General features: G+C 72.5%; 17 protein-coding genes. 10 read left to right on the top strand and 7 right to left on the bottom strand.

Annotated elements, in window-relative coordinates; all coding sequences use genetic code 11:
* Window positions 1–174: 174 nt before the first annotated feature.
* The 7 genes from ACIQVI_RS00365 (at window position 175) to ACIQVI_RS00395 (ending at window position 10,036) form a co-directional block, all read left to right on the top strand.
* Entirely contained in the window at window positions 175–1,386 is a 1,212-nt protein-coding gene (locus tag ACIQVI_RS00365) for an ROK family transcriptional regulator (RefSeq protein WP_351969772.1), read from the top strand.
* 122 nt (window positions 1,387–1,508) lie between these two features.
* Window positions 1,509–2,573, top strand: coding sequence for a substrate-binding domain-containing protein (locus tag ACIQVI_RS00370; RefSeq protein ID WP_351969773.1), 1,065 nt, complete (start codon window positions 1,509–1,511; stop codon window positions 2,571–2,573).
* A 311-nt stretch (window positions 2,574–2,884) separates the two neighbouring features.
* Window positions 2,885–3,673, top strand: coding sequence for an ATP-binding cassette domain-containing protein (locus ACIQVI_RS00375; RefSeq protein WP_163013871.1), 789 nt, complete (start codon window positions 2,885–2,887; stop codon window positions 3,671–3,673).
* Entirely contained in the window at window positions 3,670–4,989 is a 1,320-nt protein-coding gene (locus ACIQVI_RS00380) for a sugar ABC transporter permease (protein ID WP_403589524.1), read from the top strand. Before ACIQVI_RS00375 ends, ACIQVI_RS00380 begins: the two co-directional genes overlap by 4 nt.
* Window positions 4,990–5,235: 246 nt before the next feature.
* Window positions 5,236–7,158 carry a 1-deoxy-D-xylulose-5-phosphate synthase gene (gene dxs, locus ACIQVI_RS00385; protein ID WP_351971082.1) on the top strand — a complete coding sequence of 641 codons (1,923 nt, stop codon included), beginning with the start codon at window positions 5,236–5,238 and terminating at the stop codon, window positions 7,156–7,158.
* A 200-nt stretch (window positions 7,159–7,358) separates the two neighbouring features.
* Complete coding sequence (locus tag ACIQVI_RS00390; RefSeq protein WP_403592154.1) at window positions 7,359–8,837, top strand: amino acid permease; 1,479 nt, start codon at window positions 7,359–7,361, stop codon at window positions 8,835–8,837.
* Between the two features lie 110 nt (window positions 8,838–8,947).
* Window positions 8,948–10,036: a hypothetical protein gene (locus tag ACIQVI_RS00395; RefSeq protein ID WP_403589526.1), complete on the top strand. Its 1,089-nt coding sequence runs from the start codon at window positions 8,948–8,950 to the stop codon at window positions 10,034–10,036.
* Window positions 10,037–10,119: 83 nt separating this feature from the next.
* Here the strand turns inward: ACIQVI_RS00395 and ACIQVI_RS00400 are convergent, their stop codons facing one another.
* The 5 genes from ACIQVI_RS00400 to ACIQVI_RS00420 all read right to left on the bottom strand — a co-directional run bounded on the left by ACIQVI_RS00400 (window position 10,120) and on the right by ACIQVI_RS00420 (window position 16,729).
* Window positions 10,120–12,249 carry a 3-hydroxyacyl-CoA dehydrogenase NAD-binding domain-containing protein gene (locus ACIQVI_RS00400; protein ID WP_403589528.1) on the bottom strand — a complete coding sequence of 710 codons (2,130 nt, stop codon included), beginning with the start codon at window positions 12,247–12,249 and terminating at the stop codon, window positions 10,120–10,122.
* Complete coding sequence (locus ACIQVI_RS00405) at window positions 12,246–13,460, bottom strand: acetyl-CoA C-acyltransferase (protein WP_351971079.1); 1,215 nt, start codon at window positions 13,458–13,460, stop codon at window positions 12,246–12,248. Before ACIQVI_RS00405 ends, ACIQVI_RS00400 begins: the two co-directional genes overlap by 4 nt.
* Window positions 13,461–13,678: 218 nt before the next feature.
* Window positions 13,679–14,962, bottom strand: a complete 1,284-nt coding sequence (locus ACIQVI_RS00410) for an HRDC domain-containing protein (RefSeq protein WP_389669174.1) — start codon at window positions 14,960–14,962, stop codon at window positions 13,679–13,681.
* Window positions 14,963–15,043: 81 nt separating this feature from the next.
* Complete coding sequence (locus tag ACIQVI_RS00415; RefSeq protein ID WP_015037008.1) at window positions 15,044–15,709, bottom strand: response regulator transcription factor; 666 nt, start codon at window positions 15,707–15,709, stop codon at window positions 15,044–15,046.
* Window positions 15,710–16,036: 327 nt separating this feature from the next.
* Complete coding sequence (locus ACIQVI_RS00420) at window positions 16,037–16,729, bottom strand: DUF3000 domain-containing protein (protein WP_403589530.1); 693 nt, start codon at window positions 16,727–16,729, stop codon at window positions 16,037–16,039.
* Between the two features lie 91 nt (window positions 16,730–16,820).
* Here ACIQVI_RS00420 and hemE point away from each other — a divergent pair, with 91 nt between their 5' ends.
* Window positions 16,821–17,897, top strand: coding sequence for a uroporphyrinogen decarboxylase (hemE, locus tag ACIQVI_RS00425; protein ID WP_351974323.1), 1,077 nt, complete (start codon window positions 16,821–16,823; stop codon window positions 17,895–17,897).
* A gap of 78 nt (window positions 17,898–17,975) precedes the next feature.
* On the opposite strand, the gene ACIQVI_RS00430 is transcribed toward hemE, so the two are convergent.
* Both ACIQVI_RS00430 and ACIQVI_RS00435 read right to left on the bottom strand, forming a co-directional pair.
* Window positions 17,976–19,349 carry an FAD-dependent oxidoreductase gene (locus tag ACIQVI_RS00430; protein ID WP_403589532.1) on the bottom strand — a complete coding sequence of 458 codons (1,374 nt, stop codon included), beginning with the start codon at window positions 19,347–19,349 and terminating at the stop codon, window positions 17,976–17,978.
* Window positions 19,350–19,373: 24 nt separating this feature from the next.
* Window positions 19,374–20,444, bottom strand: coding sequence for a DUF4349 domain-containing protein (locus ACIQVI_RS00435; protein WP_403589534.1), 1,071 nt, complete (start codon window positions 20,442–20,444; stop codon window positions 19,374–19,376).
* 170 nt (window positions 20,445–20,614) lie between these two features.
* Here ACIQVI_RS00435 and hemG point away from each other — a divergent pair, with 170 nt between their 5' ends.
* Window positions 20,615–22,066: a protoporphyrinogen oxidase gene (gene hemG, locus ACIQVI_RS00440; RefSeq protein WP_403589536.1), complete on the top strand. Its 1,452-nt coding sequence runs from the start codon at window positions 20,615–20,617 to the stop codon at window positions 22,064–22,066.
* Window positions 22,067–22,083: 17 nt separating this feature from the next.
* Window positions 22,084–22,797 (top strand): hydrogen peroxide-dependent heme synthase, encoded by a 714-nt coding sequence (gene hemQ, locus ACIQVI_RS00445; protein ID WP_403589538.1) that lies wholly within the window; start codon window positions 22,084–22,086, stop codon window positions 22,795–22,797.
* The last annotated feature ends 202 nt before the right edge of the window (window positions 22,798–22,999 follow it).

Below are 22,999 nucleotides of genomic sequence, written 5' to 3' on the forward strand. Positions count from 1 at the left end.
CCGCGCGCCGGGGGCCCTTCCGGCGGTACGGGGCCGGGGGAGGACGGCCCGGGAAACCCGCCGCGAACACCGTGTGACCCTCACCTCCGTCACTCAAGGTCTTGACGGGGACCAAGCCGAAAGCGTCCCCTTAGAGTTCACATGTTGGAGAAAACGGTGGGAGTGAGTGAGTCGATGGAGACTCCGGGTTCGCAGACCTCTCTGCACAGGGCCAATCTCGAACGGGTCGTCCGGGCGGTGCGCATGGCCGGCTCGCTCACCCAGGCGGAGATCGCCCGGGCGACGGGCCTCTCCGCCGCCACGGTCTCCAACATCGTGCGGGAGCTGAAGGACGGCGGCACCGTCGAGGTCACGCCCACCTCCGCCGGGGGGCGCCGGGCCCGCAGCGTCTCGCTCTCCGGCGACGCCGGCATCGTGATCGGGGTCGACTTCGGCCACACCCACCTCCGGGTCGCCGTCGGCAACCTCGCCCACCAGGTGCTCGCCGAGGAGGCCGAGCCGCTCGACGTCGACGCCTCCGCCGCCGAGGGCTTCGACCGGGCGGAACAGCTGGTCAAACGGCTGATCCTGACCACCGGGATCGGCCCGGACAAGGTGATCGGCGTGGGCCTCGGCGTCCCGGGCCCGATCGACGTCTCCTCCGGCACCCTCGGCTCCACGTCGATCCTGCCGGGGTGGAGCGGCATCAACCCCGCCGAGGAGCTCTCGGGCCGCCTCGGGGTCCCCGTGCACGTCGACAACGACGCCAACCTCGGCGCGCTCGGCGAGCTGGTCTGGGGCGGCGGCCGGGGCGTCAAGGACCTGGCGTACATCAAGGTGGCCAGCGGCGTCGGCGCCGGTCTGGTCATAGACGGACGGGTCTACCGGGGCCCCGGCGGCACCGCGGGGGAGATCGGGCACATCACCCTGGACGAGTCGGGCCCGGTCTGCCGCTGCGGCAACCGGGGCTGCCTGGAGACCTTCACGGCCGCCCGCTACGTCCTGCCGCTGCTCCAGCCGAGCCACGGGCCCGACCTGACCATGGAGCGGGTCGTCCAGCTGGCCCGCGAGGGCGACCCCGGCTGCCGCCGGGTGATCGCGGACGTCGGGCGGCACATCGGCAGCGGCATCGCCAACCTCTGCAACCTCCTGAACCCCAGCCGGGTGGTGCTCGGCGGCGACCTCGCGGAGGCCGGTGAGCTGGTCCTGGCGCCCATCAGGGACTCCGTCTCGCGGTACGCGATCCCCAGTGCCGCCCGGCAGCTCTCGCTGGCCCAGGGGGCCCTCGGCGGGCGCGCCGAGGTGCTGGGCGCGCTCGCCCTCGTGCTGAGCGAAATGGGCGATTCGACCCTGTTGGAGAGCGCCCTGCCCGCCGCCGCTCCGGCCTCCCGGCTTGCCTTCACTTAGATAACGAACACCACCGTTGTCATCTCGTTAAGAATTTACTTCTTGACGTCAACGTTGCGGCCGAGTTGACTTCGTGCCACCTCGGCCGCAACGTCGCGGCCTCGTCAGGGAGGCAACCCCAAATGAACGCAGTGACGCGTCGTGCCGTCATAGCCACGGCCGCGGTGTCGATGGCCCTCTCGCTCGCCGCCTGTGGCCAGGCCGGCGGCGACGACAGCGGCGACAAGGGCAGCTCGACCAAGATCGGCCTGCTCCTTCCCGAGAACAAGACCTCGCGCTACGAGGCCCTGGACAAGCCCCAGTTCGAGAAGGCCGTCACGGCCGCGTGCGGCGACTGCGAGGTCGTCTACAACAACGCCGTCTCCGACGTCGTCAAGCAGAAGCAGCAGTTCGACCAGTTCATCGCGGACGGCATCAAGGTCATCGCGCTCGACCCGGTCGACGCCACCAAGGCCGAGGGCTGGGTCAAGGACGCCAAGGCCAAGGGCGTCAAGGTCGTCGCGTACGACCGCGCGGTCAAGGGCGCCGACGCCTACGTCAGCCACGACAACAACAAGGTCGGCGAGCTCCAGGGCCAGGCCCTCCTCGCCGCCCTCGGCGACAAGGCCGCCGCCGCCAACGTCGTGATGATCAACGGCGACGAGAAGGACCCGAACGCCGCCCTGTTCAAGAAGGGCGCCCACACCGCGCTCGACGGCAAGGTCGGCAAGATCGCCTACGAGGCCTCCGGCGAGTGGGACCCGAAGATCGCCGGCGAGAAGATGTCCGCCGCGATCTCCTCGGTCGGCAAGGACAAGATCGGCGCCGTCTACTCCGCCAACGACGGCATGGCGGGCGGCATCGTCACCTCCCTGGAGAACGCCGGCATCAAGGGCATCCCGGTCGGCGGCCAGGACGCCGAGGTCGCGGGCATCCAGCGCATCATCGCCGGCACCCAGACCTTCACGATCTACAAGTCGCCGCTCCAGCTGGCCCCCGAGGCCGCCAAGTTCGCGGTGAACCTGCTCCAGGGCAAGGACCTCGGCGCCCAGGGCGACACCGACGGCGTCCCGTCCACGCTCTTCCCGCCGGTCGTGGTCGACAAGACCAACATCCAGACCACGGTCGTCAAGGACGGCATCTACAAGGCCGCCGACCTCTGCACCGCGGACCTCGCCGCCAAGTGCACCGAGCTGGGCATCAAGTAACACCCGGCACGACCCCGCCGGGCCCTCCGGGGCCCGGCGCCGCGGATCCCCGCCCGGCCGCGCCCGGCACCCCGGCCGTCTCCCGACCGAGACGGCGCCGGACGCGCGGCCGCCGCCCGCCCGCGTACAGAGGGTGAACACCCCGTACGGCGACCGGCGACGGGCCCGGATCCGTTCCCCCAAGCCCGTCCGGTCCCCGGCCGACCCAGACCCCGCTGTCGGCCCGGGGGCCGGACGAAGCCCACCCCCCAGAACTTTGTTGGCGCTGCACCGGCGGCGCGACGTGCCGCCGTCCGCGGGCGGCGAAGGAGTTGGTTCACGTGTCCCAGACGCCCGTGCTGGCGTTGCGCGGGATCTTCAAGCGATTCGGAGCGGTCCAGGTCCTCTCCGGTGTCGATCTCGAAGTCCACGCAGGTGAGGTCGTCGCGCTCGTCGGCGACAACGGAGCGGGAAAGTCCACGCTGGTCAAGACGATCGCCGGCGTGCACCCGATCGACGAGGGCGTCATCGAGTGGGAGGGCGAGCGGGTCGAGATCTCCCGGCCGCACGACTCCCAGAACCTCGGCGTCGCGACCGTCTACCAGGACCTCGCCCTCTGCGACAACCTCGACGTGGTCGCCAATCTGTTCCTCGGCCGCGAGATCAAGAAGGGCGGCGTCCTCGACGAGGTCGCCATGGAGAAGCGCGCGAAGGACCTGCTCTCCACCCTCTCCATCCGCATCCCCAGCGTCCGCATCCCCGTCGCCGCCCTCTCCGGCGGCCAGCGGCAGGTCGTGGCCATCGCCCGCGCCCTGGTCGGCGACCCGAAGATCGTGATCCTCGACGAGCCGACCGCCGCCCTCGGCGTCGAGCAGACCGCCCAGGTCCTCGACCTGGTCGAGCGGCTGCGCGAGCAGGGCCTCGGCGTCATCCTCATCAGCCACAACATGGCCGACGTGAAGGCCGTCGCGGACACCGTGGCCGTCCTCCGCCTGGGCCGCAACAACGGCACCTTCCCGGTCGCCACCACCACGCACGAAGAGATCATCGCCGCGATCACCGGTGCCACGGACAACGCCGTGACCCGCCGCCAGGCCCGCAACGCGGAGGTAGCGAAGTGAGCAACACCCCTCCCGCCGCGAGCGAAGAGGCCGCGGTGCCCGAGCCCCGCACCCCCGACGCCGACGCGCCGGCCACCGAGACCCCGGCCGCCGCCGCGATCCCCGCCGTCGACCCCCGCCTCCTCGTCCGCGAGCAGGGCTTCAAGGGCTACGTCGACGAGTTCAAGCGCAAGATCCGCTCCGGCGAGATCGGCTCGCTGCCCGTCGTCGTCGGCCTCATAGTCATCGGCATCGTCTTCCAGGCCCTCACCGGCAACTTCATCACCTCGTACAACCTCGACCAGATCACGCTGTACGCGGTCGGCCCCGGCATCATGGCCGTCGGCATCGTCTTCGTGCTGCTGCTCGGCGAGATCGACCTCGCCGTCGGCTCCGTGGCCGGCCTCGCCGGCTCCGTCTGGGGCGTCCTCGGCACCGACATGCCCGACGGCCTCGCCATCCTCCTCGGCATCCTGTCCGGCACCCTGATCGGCGCCTTCCACGGCATCGTGTTCGCCAAGATCGGCGTGCCCGCCTTCGTCGTCACCCTCGCCGGCTTCCTCGGCTGGGCCGGCCTGCAGACCTGGGTGATGGGCGAGCGCTCCACCATCTCCACCCCGATCGGCAGCTTCGTCAACGACCTCACGAAGTACTACTTCTCCGACGTCGCCGCCGCCTACGGCCTCGCCGCCGTCGTGATCGCCGCCTTCTACCTGGCCCAGTTCCGCGACGCGCACCGCCGCAAGGCCGCCGACCTGCCGCACCGCCCGCAGAGCGAGATCATCCTGCGCACCGCCGTCCTCGCGGTCCTGGTCCTCGTCGCCGCGTACGGCTTCAACCAGGAGCAGGGCCTGCCCCTCTCCCTGGTGATCTTCCTGGTGATCCTGCTCGTCACCGACTTCGTCCTGCGCCGCACCACCTACGGCCGCCAGGTCTTCGCGGTCGGCGGCGGCATCGAGGCCGCCCGCCGCGCCGGCATCAACGTCTCCTGGATCCGGGTCTCGGTCTTCATGATCTCCGGCACCATGGGCGCGATCGGCGGCCTGTTCCTCGCCTCCGCGACCGGCGGCGCCGACCGCTCCCTCGGCGGCGGCAACCAGCTCATGATGTGCATCGCCGCGGCGGTCATCGGCGGCACGTCCCTGTTCGGCGGACGCGGCAAGGTCTGGTCGGCGCTCCTGGGCATCCTGGTCATCCAGTCGATCGTCCAGGGCCTCAACCAGATGAACCTGTCCTCCAACGCGATCCAGTACATGATCACCGGAGCGGTCCTGCTCATCGCCGTGATCATCGACTCCGTCTCCCGCAAGACCCAGAAGACGGCCGGACGCGCCTAGCGCGCCGCGCTCACCGGAGCGCCACGCGCGCGTAACGCTCGCCACACCTGCCCGGCGCCGTGAAACCGGCGCCGGGCACCGGTGCGTCCGGAGCAGTGCACGCGCCCGTACGGAGCCGTACGGATCAGCGGCCCGTAGACCGTCGGAGTGACGCCTCACTCCCCGGCCCGCTGCCCACGATCCAAGACGGAACATTAGACTCGACAAATCGGCAAGCTCGACCAGCTCAAACGCAAGGAGGAACGGGTGGCTCTGCTGACCCGTATCAGGGGACCGCGAGACCTGGACCGGCTCTCCCCGGAACAGCTGGACCAGCTGGCCGACGAGATCCGGACGTTCCTCGTGGACGCCGTCTCCAAGACCGGCGGGCACCTCGGACCCAACCTGGGCGTGGTCGAGCTGACCATCGCCCTGCACCGGGTGTTCGACTCCCCGAAGGACAAGGTCCTCTGGGACACCGGCCACCAGAGCTACGTCCACAAGCTGCTCACCGGCCGCCAGGACTTCTCGAAGCTCAAGATGAAGGGCGGCCTCTCCGGCTACCCCTCGCAGGCCGAGTCCGAGCACGACGTCATCGAGAACTCGCACGCCTCCACGGTCCTCGGCTGGGCCGACGGCCTGGCCAAGGCGAACGAGGTCCTGAAGAAGGACGACCACGTCGTGGCCGTCATCGGCGACGGCGCCCTCACCGGCGGCATGGCCTGGGAGGCGCTGAACAACATCGCCGCCGCCAAGGACCGCCCGCTCGTCATCGTCGTCAACGACAACGAGCGCTCCTACGCGCCCACCATCGGCGGCCTCGCCAACCACCTGGCGACCCTGCGCACCACCGACGGCTACGAGCGCTTCCTCGCCCGCGGCAAGGACATCCTGGAGCGCACCCCGGTCGTCGGGAAGCCGCTCTACGAGACCCTGCACGGCGCCAAGAAGGGCCTCAAGGACTTCATCGCCCCCCAGGGCATGTTCGAGGACCTCGGCCTCAAGTACGTCGGCCCCATCGACGGCCACGACATCGAGGCCCTGGAGTCCGCCCTGACGCGCGCCAAGCGCTTCGGCGGCCCCGTCATCGTCCACTGCCTCACCGAGAAGGGCCGCGGCTACCAGCCGGCCCTCCAGGACGAGGCCGACCGCTTCCACGCCGTCGGCAAGATCCACCCCGACACCGGCCTCCCGATCGCCACCTCCGGCGCCGACTGGACCGGCGTCTTCGCCGACGAGATGGTCGCCCTCGGCAAGGAGCGCCCGGACGTCGTCGCCATCACCGCGGCCATGCTCCAGCCCGTCGGCCTCGACAAGTTCGCCAAGGCCTTCCCCGAGCGGGTCTTCGACGTCGGCATCGCCGAGCAGCACGGCGCGGTCTCCGCGGCCGGCCTCGCCACCGGCGGCCTCCACCCGGTCTTCGCGGTGTACGCCACCTTCCTCAACCGCGCCTTCGACCAGGTCCTGATGGACGTGGCCCTGCACAAGTGCGGCGTCACCTTCGTCCTCGACCGGGCCGGCGTCACCGGCACCGACGGCGCCTCCCACAACGGCATGTGGGACATGTCGATCCTCCAGGTCGTGCCCGGCCTGCGGCTCGCCGCCCCGCGCGACGCCGACCAGGTCCGCGCCCAGCTGCGCGAGGCCGTCGAGGTCACCGACGCGCCCACCGTGGTCCGCTTCTCCAAGGGCGCGGTCGGCCCCGCCGTCCCCGCCCTGCGCCGCGTCGGCGGCATGGACGTCCTCCGCGAGCCCGGCACCGACCGGCCCGACGTCCTCCTGGTCTCGGTCGGCGCCCTGGCGCCGATGTGCCTGGAGATCGCCGACCTGCTCGACCGGCAGGGCATCTCCACCACCGTCGTCGACCCCCGCTGGGTCAAGCCCGTCGACGAGGCCCTCGCCCCGCTCGCCGAGCGCCACCGGGTCGTCGTCACCGTCGAGGACAACAGCCGCGTCGGCGGCGTCGGCTCGGCCGTCGCCCAGGCGCTCCGCGACGCCGGGGTGGACGTGCCGCTGCGCGACTTCGGCATCCCGCCGCGCTTCCTCGACCACGCCTCCCGCGCCGAGGTCCTCGCCGAGATCGGCCTGACCGCCCCGGACGTCGCCCGGCAGGTCACCGGCCTCGTCTCCCGCCTCGACGGCAGGTACGAGGAGAGCGGCGCCAAGACGGCGGAGCCCGCCCGGGACTGACCCCGCGGCACGTCGGGACCACCCTTTGGGCCGGTCGGTTCACCCTCCCGGGTGCCGACCGGCCCATTCGCGTGCATTCTGGCTCTGTCCGGGCAGACGTCATCACAGCCTCCGACCCGCGGAGGCACCGAGACCGACGTCGGGCGGAGCGCGGAGGTACCACGGTGAGTACGGACCAACAGCCACGGGCGAACTCCGGGGTGTTCCGGACCAAATCGGTCGAGCAGTCGATCCGGGACACGGAGGAGCCGGAGCACGCCCTCAAGAAGTCCCTGTCCGCCTGGGACCTGACGGTCTTCGGCGTCGGCGTCATCATCGGCACCGGCATCTTCGTCCTCACCGGCAAGGTCGCCAAGGAGAACGCCGGCCCGGCGACGGCCCTCGCCTTCGTCGCCGCCGGCATCGTCTGCGCCCTCGCCGCCCTGTGCTACGCCGAGTTCGCCTCGACGGTGCCGGTGGCCGGATCGGCGTACACCTTCGCGTACGCCTCCATCGGCGAGCTGCCCGCCTGGATCATCGGCTGGGACCTCGTCCTGGAGTTCGCCCTCGGGACGGCGGTGGTGGCCGTCGGCTGGTCCGGCTACGTCCGCTCGCTCATGGACAACATCGACTGGCACCTGCCGGCCGCCCTGGAGGGCCCGGACGCGCCCGGCGGGACCTTCGACATCCTGGCGTTCATCCTCGTCCTGGTCCTCACCGTGGTCCTCGTCCTGGGCATGAAGCTCTCCGCCCGGATCACCGCGCTCGTCGTGGCGATCAAGGTGACCGTGGTGATGATCGTGATCGTCGCCGGCCTGTTCTTCATCGTCGGCGACAACTACAAGCCCTTCATCCCGCCGGCCGTCACCCCGGAGGGCGGCGGCTCCAACTGGGACTCCCCGCTGGTCCAGCTGCTCTTCGGCTACGAGCCGACGAACTTCGGCGTCATGGGCATCTTCACCGCCGCCTCCGTCGTCTTCTTCGCCTTCATCGGCTTCGACGTGGTGGCCACCGCCGCCGAGGAGACCAAGCTGCCGCAGCGGGACATGCCCCGGGGCATCCTCGGCTCGCTCTTCATCTGCACCGTGCTCTACGTGGCCGTCGCCCTCGTCGTCACCGGTATGCAGCACTACACGGAGCTGTCCGTGAGCGCCCCGCTCGCCGACGCCTTCAAAGCCGCCGGCCACCCCTTCTACGCGGGCGTGATCAGCTTCGGCGCCGCCGTCGGCCTCACCACCGTCTGCCTGATCCTGCTGCTCGGCCAGACCCGCGTCTTCTTCGCCATGAGCCGCGACGGCCTGCTGCCGCGCTTCTTCTCCGTCACCCACCCCCGGTTCCGGACCCCGTACCGGCCGACCGTCCTGCTCGGCGTGATCATCGCGATCGTCGCCGGCTTCACCAGCATCAACGAGCTGGCGACCCTGGTGAACATCGGCACCCTCTTCGCCTTCGTGGTCGTCGCGATCGGCGTCATGGTCCTCCGCCGCACCCGCCCCGACCTGCCGCGCGCCTTCCGCACCCCCTGGGTGCCCGTGCTGCCGATCCTCTCCATCGCGGCCTCGTTCTGGCTGATGCTCAACCTGCCGGGCGAGACCTGGTTCCGGTTCGCCGTCTGGATGGCGATCGGCATCGTCGTGTACTTCCTGTACGGGCGGAGTCACAGCCGGTTGGCCCGGGAGGGCCGCGAAGTCCGCTCCTGAGGGGCCTCCGGGAGCGGGGCGGCGGGCGAGGGGAAGAGCGTTCGAAGGGGCCGCTACAGTCGGCTCGTACCCGACCCGCACCCCCCGATGACCGGAGCGCTGCACCCCTCATGGCGAATCGATCCGAGGCCCCCGCCGCCCACCCCCACGGCTCCTCCACCGCCCCCCGCCTGCGGGGATCCTGGCTGGCCCGGGGCAAGGAGGGCAGATTCAGCGTCTATCTGCCCCGGGACGGCGAAGTGGTGCGCTGGACCGAGGACGGCGGCGGCTGGAGCGGGCCCGTGTCCCTCGGCGGCGGCGGTGCGCTGCTGCCCAGCCTCTCGGCGGGCCAGGGCGCCGACGGCTACGTCCACCTCGTCGGCCTGCGGCCCGTGGCGGGCGGCGGGGCGGACCACGTCGAGCTGGTGCACACCACCCAGTACCAGACGGGCCGCCCGGCCCTGGAGTGGCGCTCGATCACCCACCCCAACGGCGCCTCCTACCAGTGGACCGGAACGCCCTCCGTGACCGTGGACGGCATCGGGCGCGCGTACGTCTTCTGCCGCAACGGCGGCGGCGGCATCAGCGTGCGGGCCCAGAAGGACGCGGGCGGCTGGAACCCCTGGTGGGACCTGCACGGCTCCAAGACCGACCCCCTGCCGGTGGCCGTCACCAACGGCTCGGGCTTCGTCGAGCTGTACACCTCGCACGCCACGGGACTCCTGCGCTACGTGCAGCGCGAGTCGGGGGCCAAGCCGATCCGCGAGGACCTCCTGCCCGCCCCGGTCACCATGGGCACCCTGGCGGCCGTGAAGGGCCCCTCCGGGCACGTCACGGCCTTCTACGTGGACCAGGACGGAAAGGTGTGCGCCTGGTCGCCCGAGCGCTCCCTGAAGCCCACGCCCCTCACCGACGCGGTCGGCACCGGCCCGCTCTCCGTCACCCGCTGCCTCGTCGACGGCTTCGACTGCACCGTCCTGGCCCAGCGGTCCGAGGACGGCCGGCTGGCCCTCGCCGCCTATCCGAGCGAGCAGGAGGAGGCGGGCGCCCGCTGGTCGGAGACGGGGGAGCGGCACGGCGAACTGACCACCGCCCTCACCCGGGACCTCGAAGGGCGCCTGGTCGCGATGGCGCTGGCCGGCGGGACCTCGCTGCTCACCACCCGTCAGCGGCCCGCGGCGGACGGCTTCGTACTGGAGAACTGGCGCCCGGTGCGCTGACCCCCGGCGGGGCGCGTACGGGAACGGGAACGGCCCCGGCACCTTGGGAAGGTGCCGGGGCCGTCCGTACGAACCCGGGGACGTTACGCCGGGACGCTCGCCACGCCCTGCGCCAGGAAACGCTTGCCGTTGACGCGCTCGGAGACGCCCTCGCGGTCCAGGTACGGCGTGATGCCGCCCAGGTGGAAGGGCCAGCCCGCGCCCGTGATCAGGCAGAGGTCGATGTCCTGCGCCTCGGCGACGACACCCTCCTCCAGCATCAGGCCGATCTCCTGCGCCACCGCGTCCAGGACGCGGTCGCGGACCTGCTCCTCGGTCAGGACGCTGTCGCCCTGCTTGAGGAGGGCGGCGACCTCAGGGTCGAGCTCCGGCTTCCCGGAGTCGTACACGTAGAAGCCGCGCTTGCCGGCCTCGACGACCGCCTTCAGGTTGGGGGAGACCGTGAAGCGCTCGGGGAAGGAGCGGTTCAGCGTCTCGGAGACGTGCAGGCCGATCGCCGGGCCGACCAGCTCCAGGAGGACCAGCGGCGACATCGGCAGGCCGAGCGGCTCGATGGCCTTCTCCGCGGTCTCGACGGGGGTGCCCTCGTCGATGACGTTCTGGATCTCGCCCATGAAGCGGGTCAGGATGCGGTTCACGACGAACGCCGGGGCGTCCTTGGTGAGGACCGCGGTCTTCTTCAGCTTCTTCGCCACGCCGAAGGCGGTGGCGAGGGAGGCGTCGTCCGTCTGCTCGCCGCGCACGATCTCCAGGAGCGGGAGGATCGCGACCGGGTTGAAGAAGTGGAAGCCGACCACGCGCTCGGGGTGCTTGAGCTTGGAGGCCATCTCCGAGACCGACAGCGAGGAGGTGTTGGTGGCGAGGATCGCGTGCGCCGGGGCGACCGCCTCGACCTCCGCGAACACCTTCTGCTTGACGGACATCTCCTCGAACACGGCCTCGATGACGAAGTCCGCGTCCGCGAAGCCCACGGCCTTGTCCAGGACGCCGGAGACCAGGCCCTTGAGGCGGTTGGCCTTGTCCTGGTTGATGCGGCCCTTGCCGAGCAGCTTCTCGATCTCGGCGTGGACGTAGCCGACGCCCTTGTCGACGCGCTCCTGGTCGATGTCGGTCAGGACGACCGGCACCTCCAGGCGGCGCAGGAAGAGCAGGGCCAGCTGGGAGGCCATCAGACCGGCGCCGACGACGCCGACCTTGGTGACCGGGCGGGCCAGAGACTTGTCCGGGGCGCCGGCGGGGCGCTTGCCGCGCTTCTGCACCAGGTTGAAGGCGTAGATGCCGGAGCGCAGCTCGCCGCCCATGATCAGGTCCGCGAGGGCCTGGTCCTCGGCGTCGAAGCCCTTCTGCAGGTCCCCGTCCTTGGCGGCCTCGATGATGTCGAGGGCGCGGTAGGCGGCCGGGGCGGCGCCGTGCACCTTGGAGTCGGCGACGAAGCGGCCCTTGGCGACGGCCTGGTCCCAGGCCTCGCCGCGGTCGACCTCGGGGCGCTCGACGGTGGTGGTGCCGTTCAGGACGGAGGCCGTCCAGATCAGCGACTGCTCCAGGAAGTCCGCGCCCTCGAACAGCGCGTCGGCGATGCCGAGCTCGAAGACCTGCTTGCCCTTGAGCTGACGGTTCTGGTTCAGCGAGTTCTCGATGATGACCGAGACGGCCTTCTCGGCGCCGATCAGGTTCGGCAGGATGGCGCAGCCGCCCCAGCCGGGCACCAGGCCGAGGAAGACCTCGGGCAGCGAGAAGGCCGGCAGGGCCTTCGACACGGTGCGGTAGGTGCAGTGCAGACCGACCTCGACGCCGCCGCCCATGGCCGCGCCGTTGTAGTACGCGAAGGTCGGCACGGCGAGCGAGGACAGCCGCTTGAAGACGTCGTGGCCGCCCTTGCCGATGGCGAGCGCCTCGTCGTGCTTCTTCAGCAGCTCGACGCCCTTGAGGTCGGCGCCGACGGCGAAGATGAACGGCTTGCCGGTGATGCCGACGCCGGTGATCTCGCCGTTCGCGGCCTCGGCCTCGACCTGGTCGATCGCCGTGTTCAGGTTGGCGAGGGACTGCGGACCGAAGGTGGTCGGCTTGGTGTGGTCGAAGCCGTTGTCAAGCGTGATCAGGGCGAACCGGCCCGCACCTGCGGGCAGTTCGAAGTGCCGTACGTGGGCGCTGGTGACGACCTCGTCCGGGAAGAGCTCGGCGGCGCCCTTCAGAAGCTCGGCGGTGGTGCTCACTTGCCCTCCCAGTGGGGGTTTTCCCAGATGACCGTCGCGCCCATGCCGAAGCCGACGCACATGGTGTTGAGGCCGTAGCGGACCTGCGGGTTCTCCTCGAACTGGCGGGCCAGCTGCGTCATCAGACGGACGCCGGAGGAGGCGAGCGGGTGGCCGTAGGCGATGGCGCCGCCGTACTGGTTGACGCGGGCGTCGTCGTCGGCGATGCCGTAGTGCTCCAGGAAGGCGAGGACCTGGACCGCGAAGGCCTCGTTGATCTCGAAGAGGCCGATGTCCTCGATGGACAGGCCGGCCTGGGCGAGGGCCTTCTCGGTGGCCGGGATCGGGCCGTAGCCCATGACCTCGGGCTCGACGCCGGCGAAGGAGTACGAGACCAGGCGCATCTTGACCGGGAGGCCGTTCTCCCGGGCGAAGTCCTCGGAGGCGATGATCGAGGCGGTGGCGCCGTCGTTCAGGCCGGCCGCGTTGCCCGCGGTGACGTTGCCGTGGACGCGGAACGGCGTCTTCAGGTTCGCCAGCGAGTCCAGGGTGGTGCCCGGGCGCATCGGCTCGTCGGCGGTGACCAGGCCCCAGCCCGTCTCGCCGCCCTCGGGGGAGGTGCGGCGGACCGAGATCGGCACCAGGTCCGGCTGGATCTTGCCGTCGGCGTACGCCTTGGCGGCCTTCTCCTGCGAGCGCACGGCGTACTCGTCGGCGCGCCGCTTGGTGATGCTCGGGTAGCGGTCGTGCAGGTTCTCGGCGGTCATGCCCATGAAGAGGGCGGCCTCGTCGACCAGCTTCTCCGACACGAAGCGCGGGTTCGGGTCGACGCCCTCGCCCATGGGGTGGCGGCCCATGTGCTCGACGCCACCGGCGATGACGGCGTCGTACGCGCCGAAGGCGATCGAACCGGCGGTCGTGGTGACGGCGGTCAGCGCGCCGGCGCACATGCGGTCGATGGAGTAGCCCGGCACCGACTGGGGCAGGCCGGCGAGGATGCCCGCCGTACGGCCGAGGGTCAGACCCTGGTCGCCGATCTGCGTGGTCGCGGCGATGGCGACCTCGTCGATCTTCGCGGGGTCGAGGCCGGGGTTGCGGCGCAGCAGCTCCCGGATGGCCTTCACGACGAGGTCGTCGGCGCGGGTCTCGTGGTAGATGCCCTTCGGGCCCGCCTTGCCGAACGGGGTGCGGACGCCGTCGACGAAGACGACGTCCCTGACGGTACGAGGCACGATGGCTCTCCTCCAGGGTGCGGGATGGCACTGCTGCGGCGCACGCCTAAGCGTGCGCTTGCTCCCCCATGCTACTTGCGGGTAACCATGCTGCCCACCCCCCGGGGGCCAAGCGGCGAAGGTCACACCGGGAACTCTGCCGGAGATGGCCGAAAACGGTGGAACCCCCGTCACCCTTCCGGGTGCGGGGGTTCCGTGAGCGGGGGCCCGCCCGAGGGCTACGCGGTCGCCGTCAGCGCCTTCTCCAGGAGCGGCGTCACCAGCTCCACCTGCCAGGGGCGCGCCCCGTGGCCCGTCAGGGCGGCGGCGACGCGGTCGGCGTCGGCCGGGGACGGCGGCTCCCAGCAGACCCGGCGCACGGTGTCCGGGGTGATCAGGTTCTCCTGCGGCAGGTTCAGCTCCTCCGCGAGCGCCGAGACCGCCGCGCGCGCCGCCGACAGGCGGGCCGCCGCGACCGGGTCCTTGTCGGCCCAGGCGCGCGGCGGGGGCGGCCCGGCCGGCTGCTGGCCCGGCTGGGGCAGCTCGCTCTCCGGCAGCGCCCTGGCCCGGTCCACCGCCGCCTGCCACTGCTCCAGCTGGCGCCGGCCCATCCGGTGGCCGAAGCCGGTCAGGGCGGTCAGCGCGGCCAGGTTCACCGGCACCGCGAGCGCCGCCTCGACGATCGCCGCGTCGCTCAGCACCTTGCCGGGGGAGACGTCGCGCCGCTGGGCCACCCGGTCGCGGGCCGTCCACAGCTCCCGTACGACCGCCATCTGGCGGCGGCGGCGCACCTTGTGCATCCCGGAGGTCCGGCGCCACGGGTCCTTGCGCGGAGGGGCGGGCGGGGCGGAGGCGATCGCGTCGAACTCCTGGCGCGCCCACTCCAGCTTCCCCTGCCGGTCGAGCTCCTCCTCCAGGGCGTCCCGCAGGTCGACCAGGAGCTCCACGTCGAGCGCCGCGTACCGCAGCCAGGGCTCGGGGAGCGGCCGGGTCGACCAGTCCACGGCGGAGTGGCCCTTCTCCAGGGCGTAGCCGAGGACGGACTCGACCATCGCGCCGAGGCCGACGCGCGGGAAGCCCGCGAGCCGCCCGGCCAGCTCGGTGTCGAAGAGGGAGGTCGGCACCATGCCTATGTCGCGCAGACAGGGCAGGTCCTGGGTGGCGGCGTGCAGGATCCACTCGGATCCGGCGAGCGCCTCGCCGAGCCCGGAGAGGTCGGGGCAGCCCACGGGGTCGATCAGGGCGGTGCCCGCGCCCTCGCGGCGGAGCTGGACGAGGTAGGCGCGCTGGCCGTAGCGGTAGCCGGAGGCGCGCTCGGCGTCCACGGCCACGGGGCCGGTTCCGGCGGCGAAGGCGGCGATCACCCGGGCGAGGGCGTCCTCGGTCTCGACGACGGGCGGAACCCCTTCGCGGGGCGCCAGCAACGGGATCGGAAGCCCATTCGCAGGGACGTCGTCGTCCGGGGGGCCGCCCCCGGTGGTGCGCAGTGCCGCGTCTGCTGCGGTCTCTTGGGCGTCGGTCACCCGTCAAGGGTATCGGTGAACGGCGGGCACCTGTCGACGGAACGTTCCGTCGACAGGTGCCCGCCGGTTGTCCACCGCCCGTCAGTGGATGATCCCCGTCCGCAGGGCCACCGCGACCATTCCGGCGCGGTCGCCGGTGCCCAGCTTGCGGGCGATGCGGGCGAGGTGGCTCTTCACGGTCAGGGCGGACAGGCCCATGGAGACGCCGATCGCCTTGTTCGACTGGCCCTCCGCGACGAGCCGCAGCACCTCGACCTCACGGCCGGAGAGCTCGCGGTAGCCGCCCGGGTGGCTCGGGGCACCCGGGGGGCGGCGGTGGCCCAGACGGGCCGCCGCGGCGCCGATGGGGGCGGCGCCGGGGCGGGTGGGGTGACCGATGTTGGTCCGGGTGCCGGTGACGACGTAGCCCTTCACGCCGCCCGCGAGGGCGTTGCGCACGGCGCCGATGTCGTCGGCGGCCGAGAGGGCGAGGCCGTTGGGCCAGCCCGCGGCGCGGGTCTCGGACAGCAGGGTCAGGCCGCTGCCGTCGGGCAGGTGGACGTCGGCAACGCAGATGTCGCGCGGGTTGCCGACGCGGGGACGGGCCTCCGCGATGGACGAAGCCTCGATCACGTCGCGTACTCCGAGGGCCCACAGGTGGCGGGTCACGGTGGAACGGACGCGCGGGTCGGCCACGACGACCATGGCCGTCGGCTTGTTCGGGCGGTAGGCGACCAGGCTTGCGGGCTGCTCGAGGAGAACGGACACCAGGCCTCCTGGGGGGAAGGTGGGGGACGGAGCCGGCTCGGGGAAGAAGCCGGGAGGGCGAACCCGTGCTGTGAAGGGGTCACTGACTCCTTCGGCACCGGGGCCGCCCGCCTTTAGGGAAAGATCACGATTTGGTGAGTAACAATTAGGGCAATTCGGACGCTTGATCGATCATCCTACGAGCGGGCCCCGCGACTTCACCCTCCCGGGGGAGCCCGGAGCGCCTTTCCGAACGCCTTGTGCGACACGGTCTCGTACGACACGTCTCGCGCGACACGTCCTGTACGGCGCGTCCTGTACGGCGCCCCGGAGCGCTCCGGGGACCCGTCAGACCTGCTGCGGCCCCCGCCGCTGCGGCAGCGAGACGACGCCCGCCCCCGTGGTCGTCCCCGCCCCCGGCTCGACCGGCGCGGGCGGGAGCCCCGCGATCTGGCAGAGCAGGTCGCACCAGGCCGCCAGGTGCGCCCCCGTGTCCGGCGCCCCGCCCAGGCCCTCGCGCGGCGTCCAGGACGCCCGGATCTCGATCTGGGTCGCCGGCCGCCGGTCCGCGAGCCCGCCGAAGTAGTGCGAGCCCGCCATCGTCACGGTCCCGCTCGCCTCCCCGTACGCGAGCCCCCGCGCCTCCAGGGCCCCGGTCAGCCAGGACCAGCACACCTCCGGCAGCAGCGGGTCCGCCGCCATCTCCGGCTCCAGCTCCGCCCGGACCAGCGTCACCAGGCGGAACGTTCCCTTCCAGGCCTCGTGCCCGTCCGGATCGTGCAGCAGGACGAGCCGCCCGTCCGCCAGGTCGTCCTCGCCGTCCACGACGGCCGCCTCCACCGCGTACGCGTACGGCGCCAGCCGCTGCGGCGGCCTGGTCGGGTCCACCTCGATCCCGGACCGCAGCCGCGCCGAGCGCAAGGCCTCCACCGCTCGCCGGAAAGCCGGTGGCACCGGGTTCGTCTCCGTACTGCCCGCCGTTTCGTCCGTCCCTCGATCGCCGTCGGAATGATCGGAAAAGTGTCCCTGAGCCGCAGCCATGCGGGGAAGAGTAGGCGGAACGGGGCCGCCGCGCAGGGAGGGACACCCGGCCCGGACGAGCGGCTTCCCGCCACATGCGAAGATTCTGGGCGTGAGTGCCAACGACAGCCCGCAGGGCCAGCAGACGAAGCAGCAGTCGCGGACGTACGACTCCGCGTTCCTCAAGGCGTGCCGGCGCGAGCCGGTGCCGCACACCCCCGTCTGGTTCATGCGGCAGGCCGGGCGCTCCCTCCCCGAGTACCTGAAGGTCCGCGAGGGCATCCCCATGCTGGAGTCCTGCATGAGGCCCGAGCTGGTCACCGAGATCACGCTCCAGCCGGTGCGCCGGCACAAGGTCGACGCCGCCATCTACTTCAGCGACATCGTCGTCCCCCTCAAGGCCATCGGCATCGACCTCGACATCAAGCCCGGCGTCGGCCCGGTCGTCGCCGAGCCGATCCGCACCCGCGCCGACCTGGCCCGGCTGCGCGACCTGACCCCCGAGGACGTCCACTACGTCACCGAGGCCATCGGGATGCTCACCGGCGAACTGGGCGACACCCCGCTCATCGGTTTCGCCGGCGCGCCCTTCACCCTCGCGAGCTACCTCGTCGAGGGCGGTCCGTCGCGCAACCACGAGCACACCAAGGCGCTCATGTACGGCGACCCGCAGCTCTGGGCCGACCTCCTCGACCGCCTCGCCGAGATCACCTCGGCCTTCCTCAAGGTCCAGATCGAGGCCGGCGCCTCCGCCGTGCAGCTCTTCGACTCCTGGGTCGGCGCCCTGGCCCCGGCCGACTACCGCCGCTCCGTGATGCCCGCCTCCGTGAAGGTCTTCGACGCGGTCGCCGGATACGGCGTCCCGCGCATCCACTTCGGCGTCGGCACGGGCGAGCTCCTCGGCCTCATGGGCGAGGCGGGCGCGGACGTCGTCGGCGTCGACTGGCGCGTCCCGCTGGACGAGGCCGCCCGCCGCGTCGGCCCCGGCAAGGCGCTCCAGGGCAACCTCGACCCCGCCGTGCTCTTCTCCACCCGCGAGGCCGTCGAGGCCAAGACGGACGAGGTCCTGGCCGCCGCCGAGGGCCTGGAGGGCCACGTCTTCAACCTGGGCCACGGCGTCCTGCCGACCACCGACCCGGACGCGCTGACCCGCCTCGTCGAGTACGTCCACACCCGCACGGCCGTCTGACCCGGCCGCGGGCACGCACTCACGCGACGGCGACGGCCGCCGGGGCACCCGCCCCGGCGGCCGTCGCCGTCCCCGCCCTCAGCCCGCCGCGCGGACCGCAGCCGTCGCCTTGCGGGCCGCGACGAGCACCGGGTCCCACACCGGCGAGAACGGCGGCGCGTACCCCAGGTCCAGGGCCGTCATCGCCTCCACCGTCATCTTCGCCGTGAGCGCCACCGCCGCCACGTCCACCCGCTTCGCCGCGCCCTCCCGGCCCACGATCTGGGTGCCCAGCAGCCGCCCGGTCCGCCGCTCGGCCAGCATCTTCACCGTCATCGGCGCGGCCCCCGGGTAGTAGCCCGCCCGGCTCGTCGACTCGACCGTCACCGTCACGAACCGCAGCCCCGCCTCCAGGGCCTCCTTCTCCCGCAGGCCGGTCCGCGCGATCTCCAGGTCGCACACCTTCGACACCGCCGTGCCCACCATGCCGGGGAAGGTCGCGTAGTCGCCGCCGACGTTCGACCCGATGACCTGGCCCTGCTTGTTCGCGTGCGTCCCGAGGGCCACGTGCCGCATCCGGCCCGAGACCAGGTCCAGGACCTCCACGCAGTCGCCGCCCGCCCAGACGTTCCCGTGCCCCCGGACCCGCATCGCCAGATCGGTGAGCAGCCCGCCGTACGCCCCGAGGGGGAGTCCCGCCGCGCGGGCGAGCGAGGTCTCCGGCTCCACGCCCGTGCCCAGGACCACCACGTCCGCCGGGTACTCCTCCTCGTCCGTCGCCACCGCCCGGACCCGGCCGCCGGGCCCGGTCAGGACCTTCGTGACCTCCGCCGAGTTGACCGTCCTGATCCCGAGCCCGTCCATCGCCGCGTGCACGAGCCGGCCCATGTCCGGGTCGAGGGTCGCCATCGGCTGCTCGCTCCGGTTGAGGACGGTCACCTCGTACCCCCGGTTGAGGAGCGCCTCGGCCATCTCCACCCCGATGTACCCGGCGCCGATCACCACCGCCCGCCGCCCCTCCGCGCCGGAGAGGGCGTCGATCAGGGCCTGGCCGTCGTCCAGGTTCTGCACGCCGTGCACCCCGGGCGCGTCGATCCCCGGCACCGGTGGGCGCAGCGGCCGCGCCCCCGTCGCGATCACCAGCTTGTCGAAGCCGGTCCACTCCTCCGTACCGGACTCCAGGTCCCGCGAGCGGACCCGCTGCCGCTCGACGTCGATCTCCGTCACCTCGGTCCGCGTCCGCAGGCCGATGTCACGGGCCCGGTGCTCCTCGGGGGACCGGGCGATCAGCTCGTCGCGCGAGCCGACGTCTCCGCCGACCCAGTACGGGATGCCGCAGGCCGAGTACGAGGAGAAGTGCCCGCGCTCGAAGGCGACGATCTCCAGCTCCCCCGCGGACTTGAGCCTGCGCGCCTGCGACGCGGCGGACATGCCCGCCGCGTCGCCACCGATGACCACCAGTCGTTCGCTCATGGGGACGACGCTACTTCGCGGACGCTACTCCCCGGGGGCCTGCGGGGACTTCGGTGCCTGAGGGGCCTGCGGGGCCTGTGGGGTCCCCGGGGACTCCGGGGCCTGCGGGGTCCGCGCGGGCTCCGGCCCCACGGGCGCCCCGGCCGCGTTCCGCTCGACCGCCGGTCCCTCGGGGCGCGGCCCCGGCACCGGCGCGGGACGGCGGGCGGCGAGGCGGGGACGGATCAGCCGGCGCCAGAGGACGAGGGCGACCAGGCCGACCGCGAGCCACGGGGCCAGCGCGGCGAGCACGATCAGGATCCAGGACACCACGCCGACCAGGGCGTTCCAGCCGCCGGCCAGGGCGTCCAGGAAACCGGGACGGCCCTCCTCGCGCTCCTCGGCCTTCGGCTGCTCCTTCCGCTTCTCGGTGAGCTGGAGGGTGATGGTCGCCAGCGACGTCCGGTCCTTCAGCGACGACTGCCGGGCGAGCAGCGCCTCCAGGTCCGCCTGGCGCCGGCTCAGCTCGGCCTCCAGGGTCACCACGTCGGACAGCTGGTCCGCCCGGTCCATCAGCTCCCGCACCCGCGCCACGCTCGCCCGCTGGGTGGCGATCCGGCTCTGCACGTCCACCACCTGGTCGGTGACGTCCTCGGCGTCGGCCTTGCGGTTCAGCAGCTTTCCGGTGCCCGCCAGTTCGGCGAGAACGGAGTCGTACTTCTCCTGCGGCACCCGCAGCACGATCCGCGAGGCGAGGTACGCGTCGTCGATCCGCTCCGTCGACTCGTTCTCGACCCGTCCGCCCGCGTCCAGCGCCGCCGTGCGGGCCGTGACCAGGGCCTTCGCCGCGTCCGCGACCTCCACGGACAGCGTGGCGGTACGGATGACGTGCTGCTGGGCCGGCGCCTTCGCCGTGGCCTTCGCGGAGCCGGAGCCGGAACTCGCATCGGCCCCGGATCCGGAGCCCGAGGAGGCCCCCGAAGCCCCCGAGGAGCCGTCCGCCGTGCCCCCGTCCGGCGCCCGCTCGGCGGGCTGCGCGGCCCGCGCGCCCGCCGCCTTGTCACCCGCGTCCGTACCGCCCGCCCCGCAGCCCGTCAGGACCAGTGACGCCGTCAACAGGACGGCGGCCGTCGTACTCGCTCTCCGCACGGGAACCCCCAAGGTGGTGATGATCGATGCCCCTTTGACGCACGACCCCGCGGCGCGGGTTGCCGTCCTGCGGTAGCGATGCGGTCACGGTCCGGCCTCGGAACGGGAGCGGGCGGGCGATTTGAGAGAGTGGTCCCATGAACGCGGACACCACGGGACCCCACGTCGTCGTCGCCGGAGGCGGGATCACCGGCCTCGCGGCCGCCCACCGGCTGGCCCTCGCCGGTCACCGGGTGACCCTGCTCGAAGCGGACGCCCGGCCCGGCGGCAAGCTCCTCGCCGGGGAGATCGCGGGAGCGCCCGTGGACCTCGGCGCCGAGTCGCTGCTCGCCCGCCGCCCCGAGGCGATCGCCCTCGCCCGCGCCGTCGGCCTCGGCGACCGGCTCCAGGCCCCCGCCACCACCACCGCGTCCGTCTGGTCCCGGGGCTCCCTCGTGCCCATGCCGAAGGGCCACGTCATGGGCGTCCCCGGCGACGCCCGCGCGGTCGGGGGCCTCCTCTCCGAGGAGGGCGTGCGCCGGATCGCCGCCGACCTCGACCTGCCGCCCACCGAGATCGGCGACGACATCGCCATCGGCGCGTACGTCGCCGCCCGCATGGGCCACGAGGTCGTCGACCGCCTCGTCGAACCCCTCCTCGGCGGGGTCTACGCCGGGGACGCCCACCGCATCTCCATGAAGGCCGCCGTCCCCGCCCTCTTCGCGGCCGCCCGCGAGCACGCCACGCTCACCGCCGCCGTCCGCGCCGTCCAGCGGGCCGGCGCCGCCGTCCCGGCCGACGCGGCGGGCGCCGCCACCGGCCTCGGCGGCTCCGTCTTCGCCGGTGTCCGGGGCGGCGTCGGCACCCTGCCCGGCGCGGTCGCCGACGCGGTCCGCGCCGCCGGTGGCGAGATCCTCCTCGGCGCCCCCGTGACGGCGCTGCGCCGCACCGGGGCCACCGGCTGGCAGGTCGTGAGCGGCGACCGGGTCCTCACCGCCGACGCCGTCGTCCTCGCCACCCCCGCCGGGCCCGCCGCCGCGCTCCTCGCGGAGCACGCGCCCGCCGCCGCGCGCGAGCTCGGCGCGATCGAGTACGCCTCCATGGCCCTGGTCACCCTCGCCTTCCGCCGCCCGGAGATGCCGGACCTGACCGGCTCCGGCTTCCTCGTGCCGCCCGTCGACGGCCACACGATCAAGGCCTCCACCTTCTCCTCGCACAAGTGGCGGTGGGTCGCCGACGCCGCCCCCGACCTGTTCGTGCTGCGCACCTCCGTCGGCCGCCACGGCGAGGAGGAGCAGATCCACCGCGAGGACGCCGACCTCGTCGCCGCCTCCCTCAAGGACCTCGCCGCCGCCACCGGCCTCGGCGCCCGCCCCGTCGCCACCACGGTCACCCGCTGGCCCGGCGGCCTGCCCCAGTACCCGATCGGCCACCTCGCCCGGGTCGCCCGGATCCGCGAGGCCGTCGCGGACCTGCCCGGACTGCGGATCGCGGGCGCCGCGTACGACGGCGTCGGCGTCCCCGCCTGCGTCGCCTCGGCCCACCGCGCGGCCGACGAGATCATCGCCACGTCGGAAACGGCGGCCCCGGGTGCGGGGCACTCCTCGTGACGGGCGAGAATGGGCGTATGAGTGCGCCCGAAAAGATCCCGAACGCCGGTAAGAAGGCGAAGGACCTCAACGAGGTCATCCGCTACACCCTGTGGTCCGTCTTCAAGCTGCGCGACGTCCTGCCCGAGGACCGGAGCGGCTACGCCGACGAGGTCCAGGAGCTGTTCGACCAGCTCGCGGCCAAGGACGTCACCGTCCGGGGCACGTACGACCTCTCCGGTCTGCGCGCCGACGCCGACGTCATGATCTGGTGGCACGCCGAGACGAGCGACGAGCTCCAGGAGGCGTACAACCTCTTCCGCCGCACCCGTCTGGGCCGCGCCCTGGAGCCGGTCTGGTCGAACATGGCGCTGCACCGCCCGGCCGAGTTCAACAAGTCGCACATCCCGGCCTTCCTGGCCGACGAGAACCCGCGCGACTACGTCTCGGTGTATCCCTTCGTCCGCTCCTACGACTGGTACCTGCTGCCGGACGAGGACCGTCGCCGGATGCTCGCGGACCACGGCAAGATGGCCCGCGGCTACCCCGACGTCCGCGCCAACACGGTCGCCTCCTTCTCGCTCGGCGACTACGAGTGGCTCCTCGCCTTCGAGGCCGACGAGCTGCACCGCATCGTGGACCTCATGCGCCACCTGCGCGCCTCCGAGGCGCGGATGCACGTCCGCGAGGAGGTCCCGTTCTTCACCGGCCGCCGCAAGGACGTCGCGGACCTGGTGGCGGGCCTGGCCTGACGGCCGTACGAAGACCCGGTGGCGGCCCGGCCCACGGCCGGGCGCGCCACCCCCCGACCCGGAAGATCAGACGGCCGGCGGAAACCATCCGCCCGCCGCTCCAGCGACACCGGGTCCGGCTCCTGGTGCGGCGCGCTTCACGCGCGCCGCACCGGCGTCATTTCCGGGACCTTTTCCGGGCTTTCCCGGGCTTTCCGCGTAG

It is taken from the genome of Streptomyces sp. NPDC098101 (assembly GCF_044760185.1).
Taxonomy (GTDB): Bacteria; Actinomycetota; Actinomycetes; order Streptomycetales; family Streptomycetaceae; genus Streptomyces.

What these genes read in the sequence shown, in the direction of transcription:
- hemG (WP_403589536.1), top strand. Translation starts at nt 20,615, where the DNA reads ATGAACGCGGACACCACGGGACCCCACGTCGTCGTCGCCGGAGGCGGG.
- ACIQVI_RS00370 (WP_351969773.1), top strand. Translation starts at nt 1,509, where the DNA reads ATGAACGCAGTGACGCGTCGTGCCGTCATAGCCACGGCCGCGGTGTCG.
- ACIQVI_RS00430 (WP_403589532.1), bottom strand. Translation starts at nt 19,349, where the DNA reads ATGAGCGAACGACTGGTGGTCATCGGTGGCGACGCGGCGGGCATGTCC.
- ACIQVI_RS00365 (WP_351969772.1), top strand. Translation starts at nt 175, where the DNA reads ATGGAGACTCCGGGTTCGCAGACCTCTCTGCACAGGGCCAATCTCGAA.
- hemQ (WP_403589538.1), top strand. Translation starts at nt 22,084, where the DNA reads ATGAGTGCGCCCGAAAAGATCCCGAACGCCGGTAAGAAGGCGAAGGAC.
- ACIQVI_RS00420 (WP_403589530.1), bottom strand. Translation starts at nt 16,729, where the DNA reads ATGGCTGCGGCTCAGGGACACTTTTCCGATCATTCCGACGGCGATCGA.
- ACIQVI_RS00395 (WP_403589526.1), top strand. Translation starts at nt 8,948, where the DNA reads ATGGCGAATCGATCCGAGGCCCCCGCCGCCCACCCCCACGGCTCCTCC.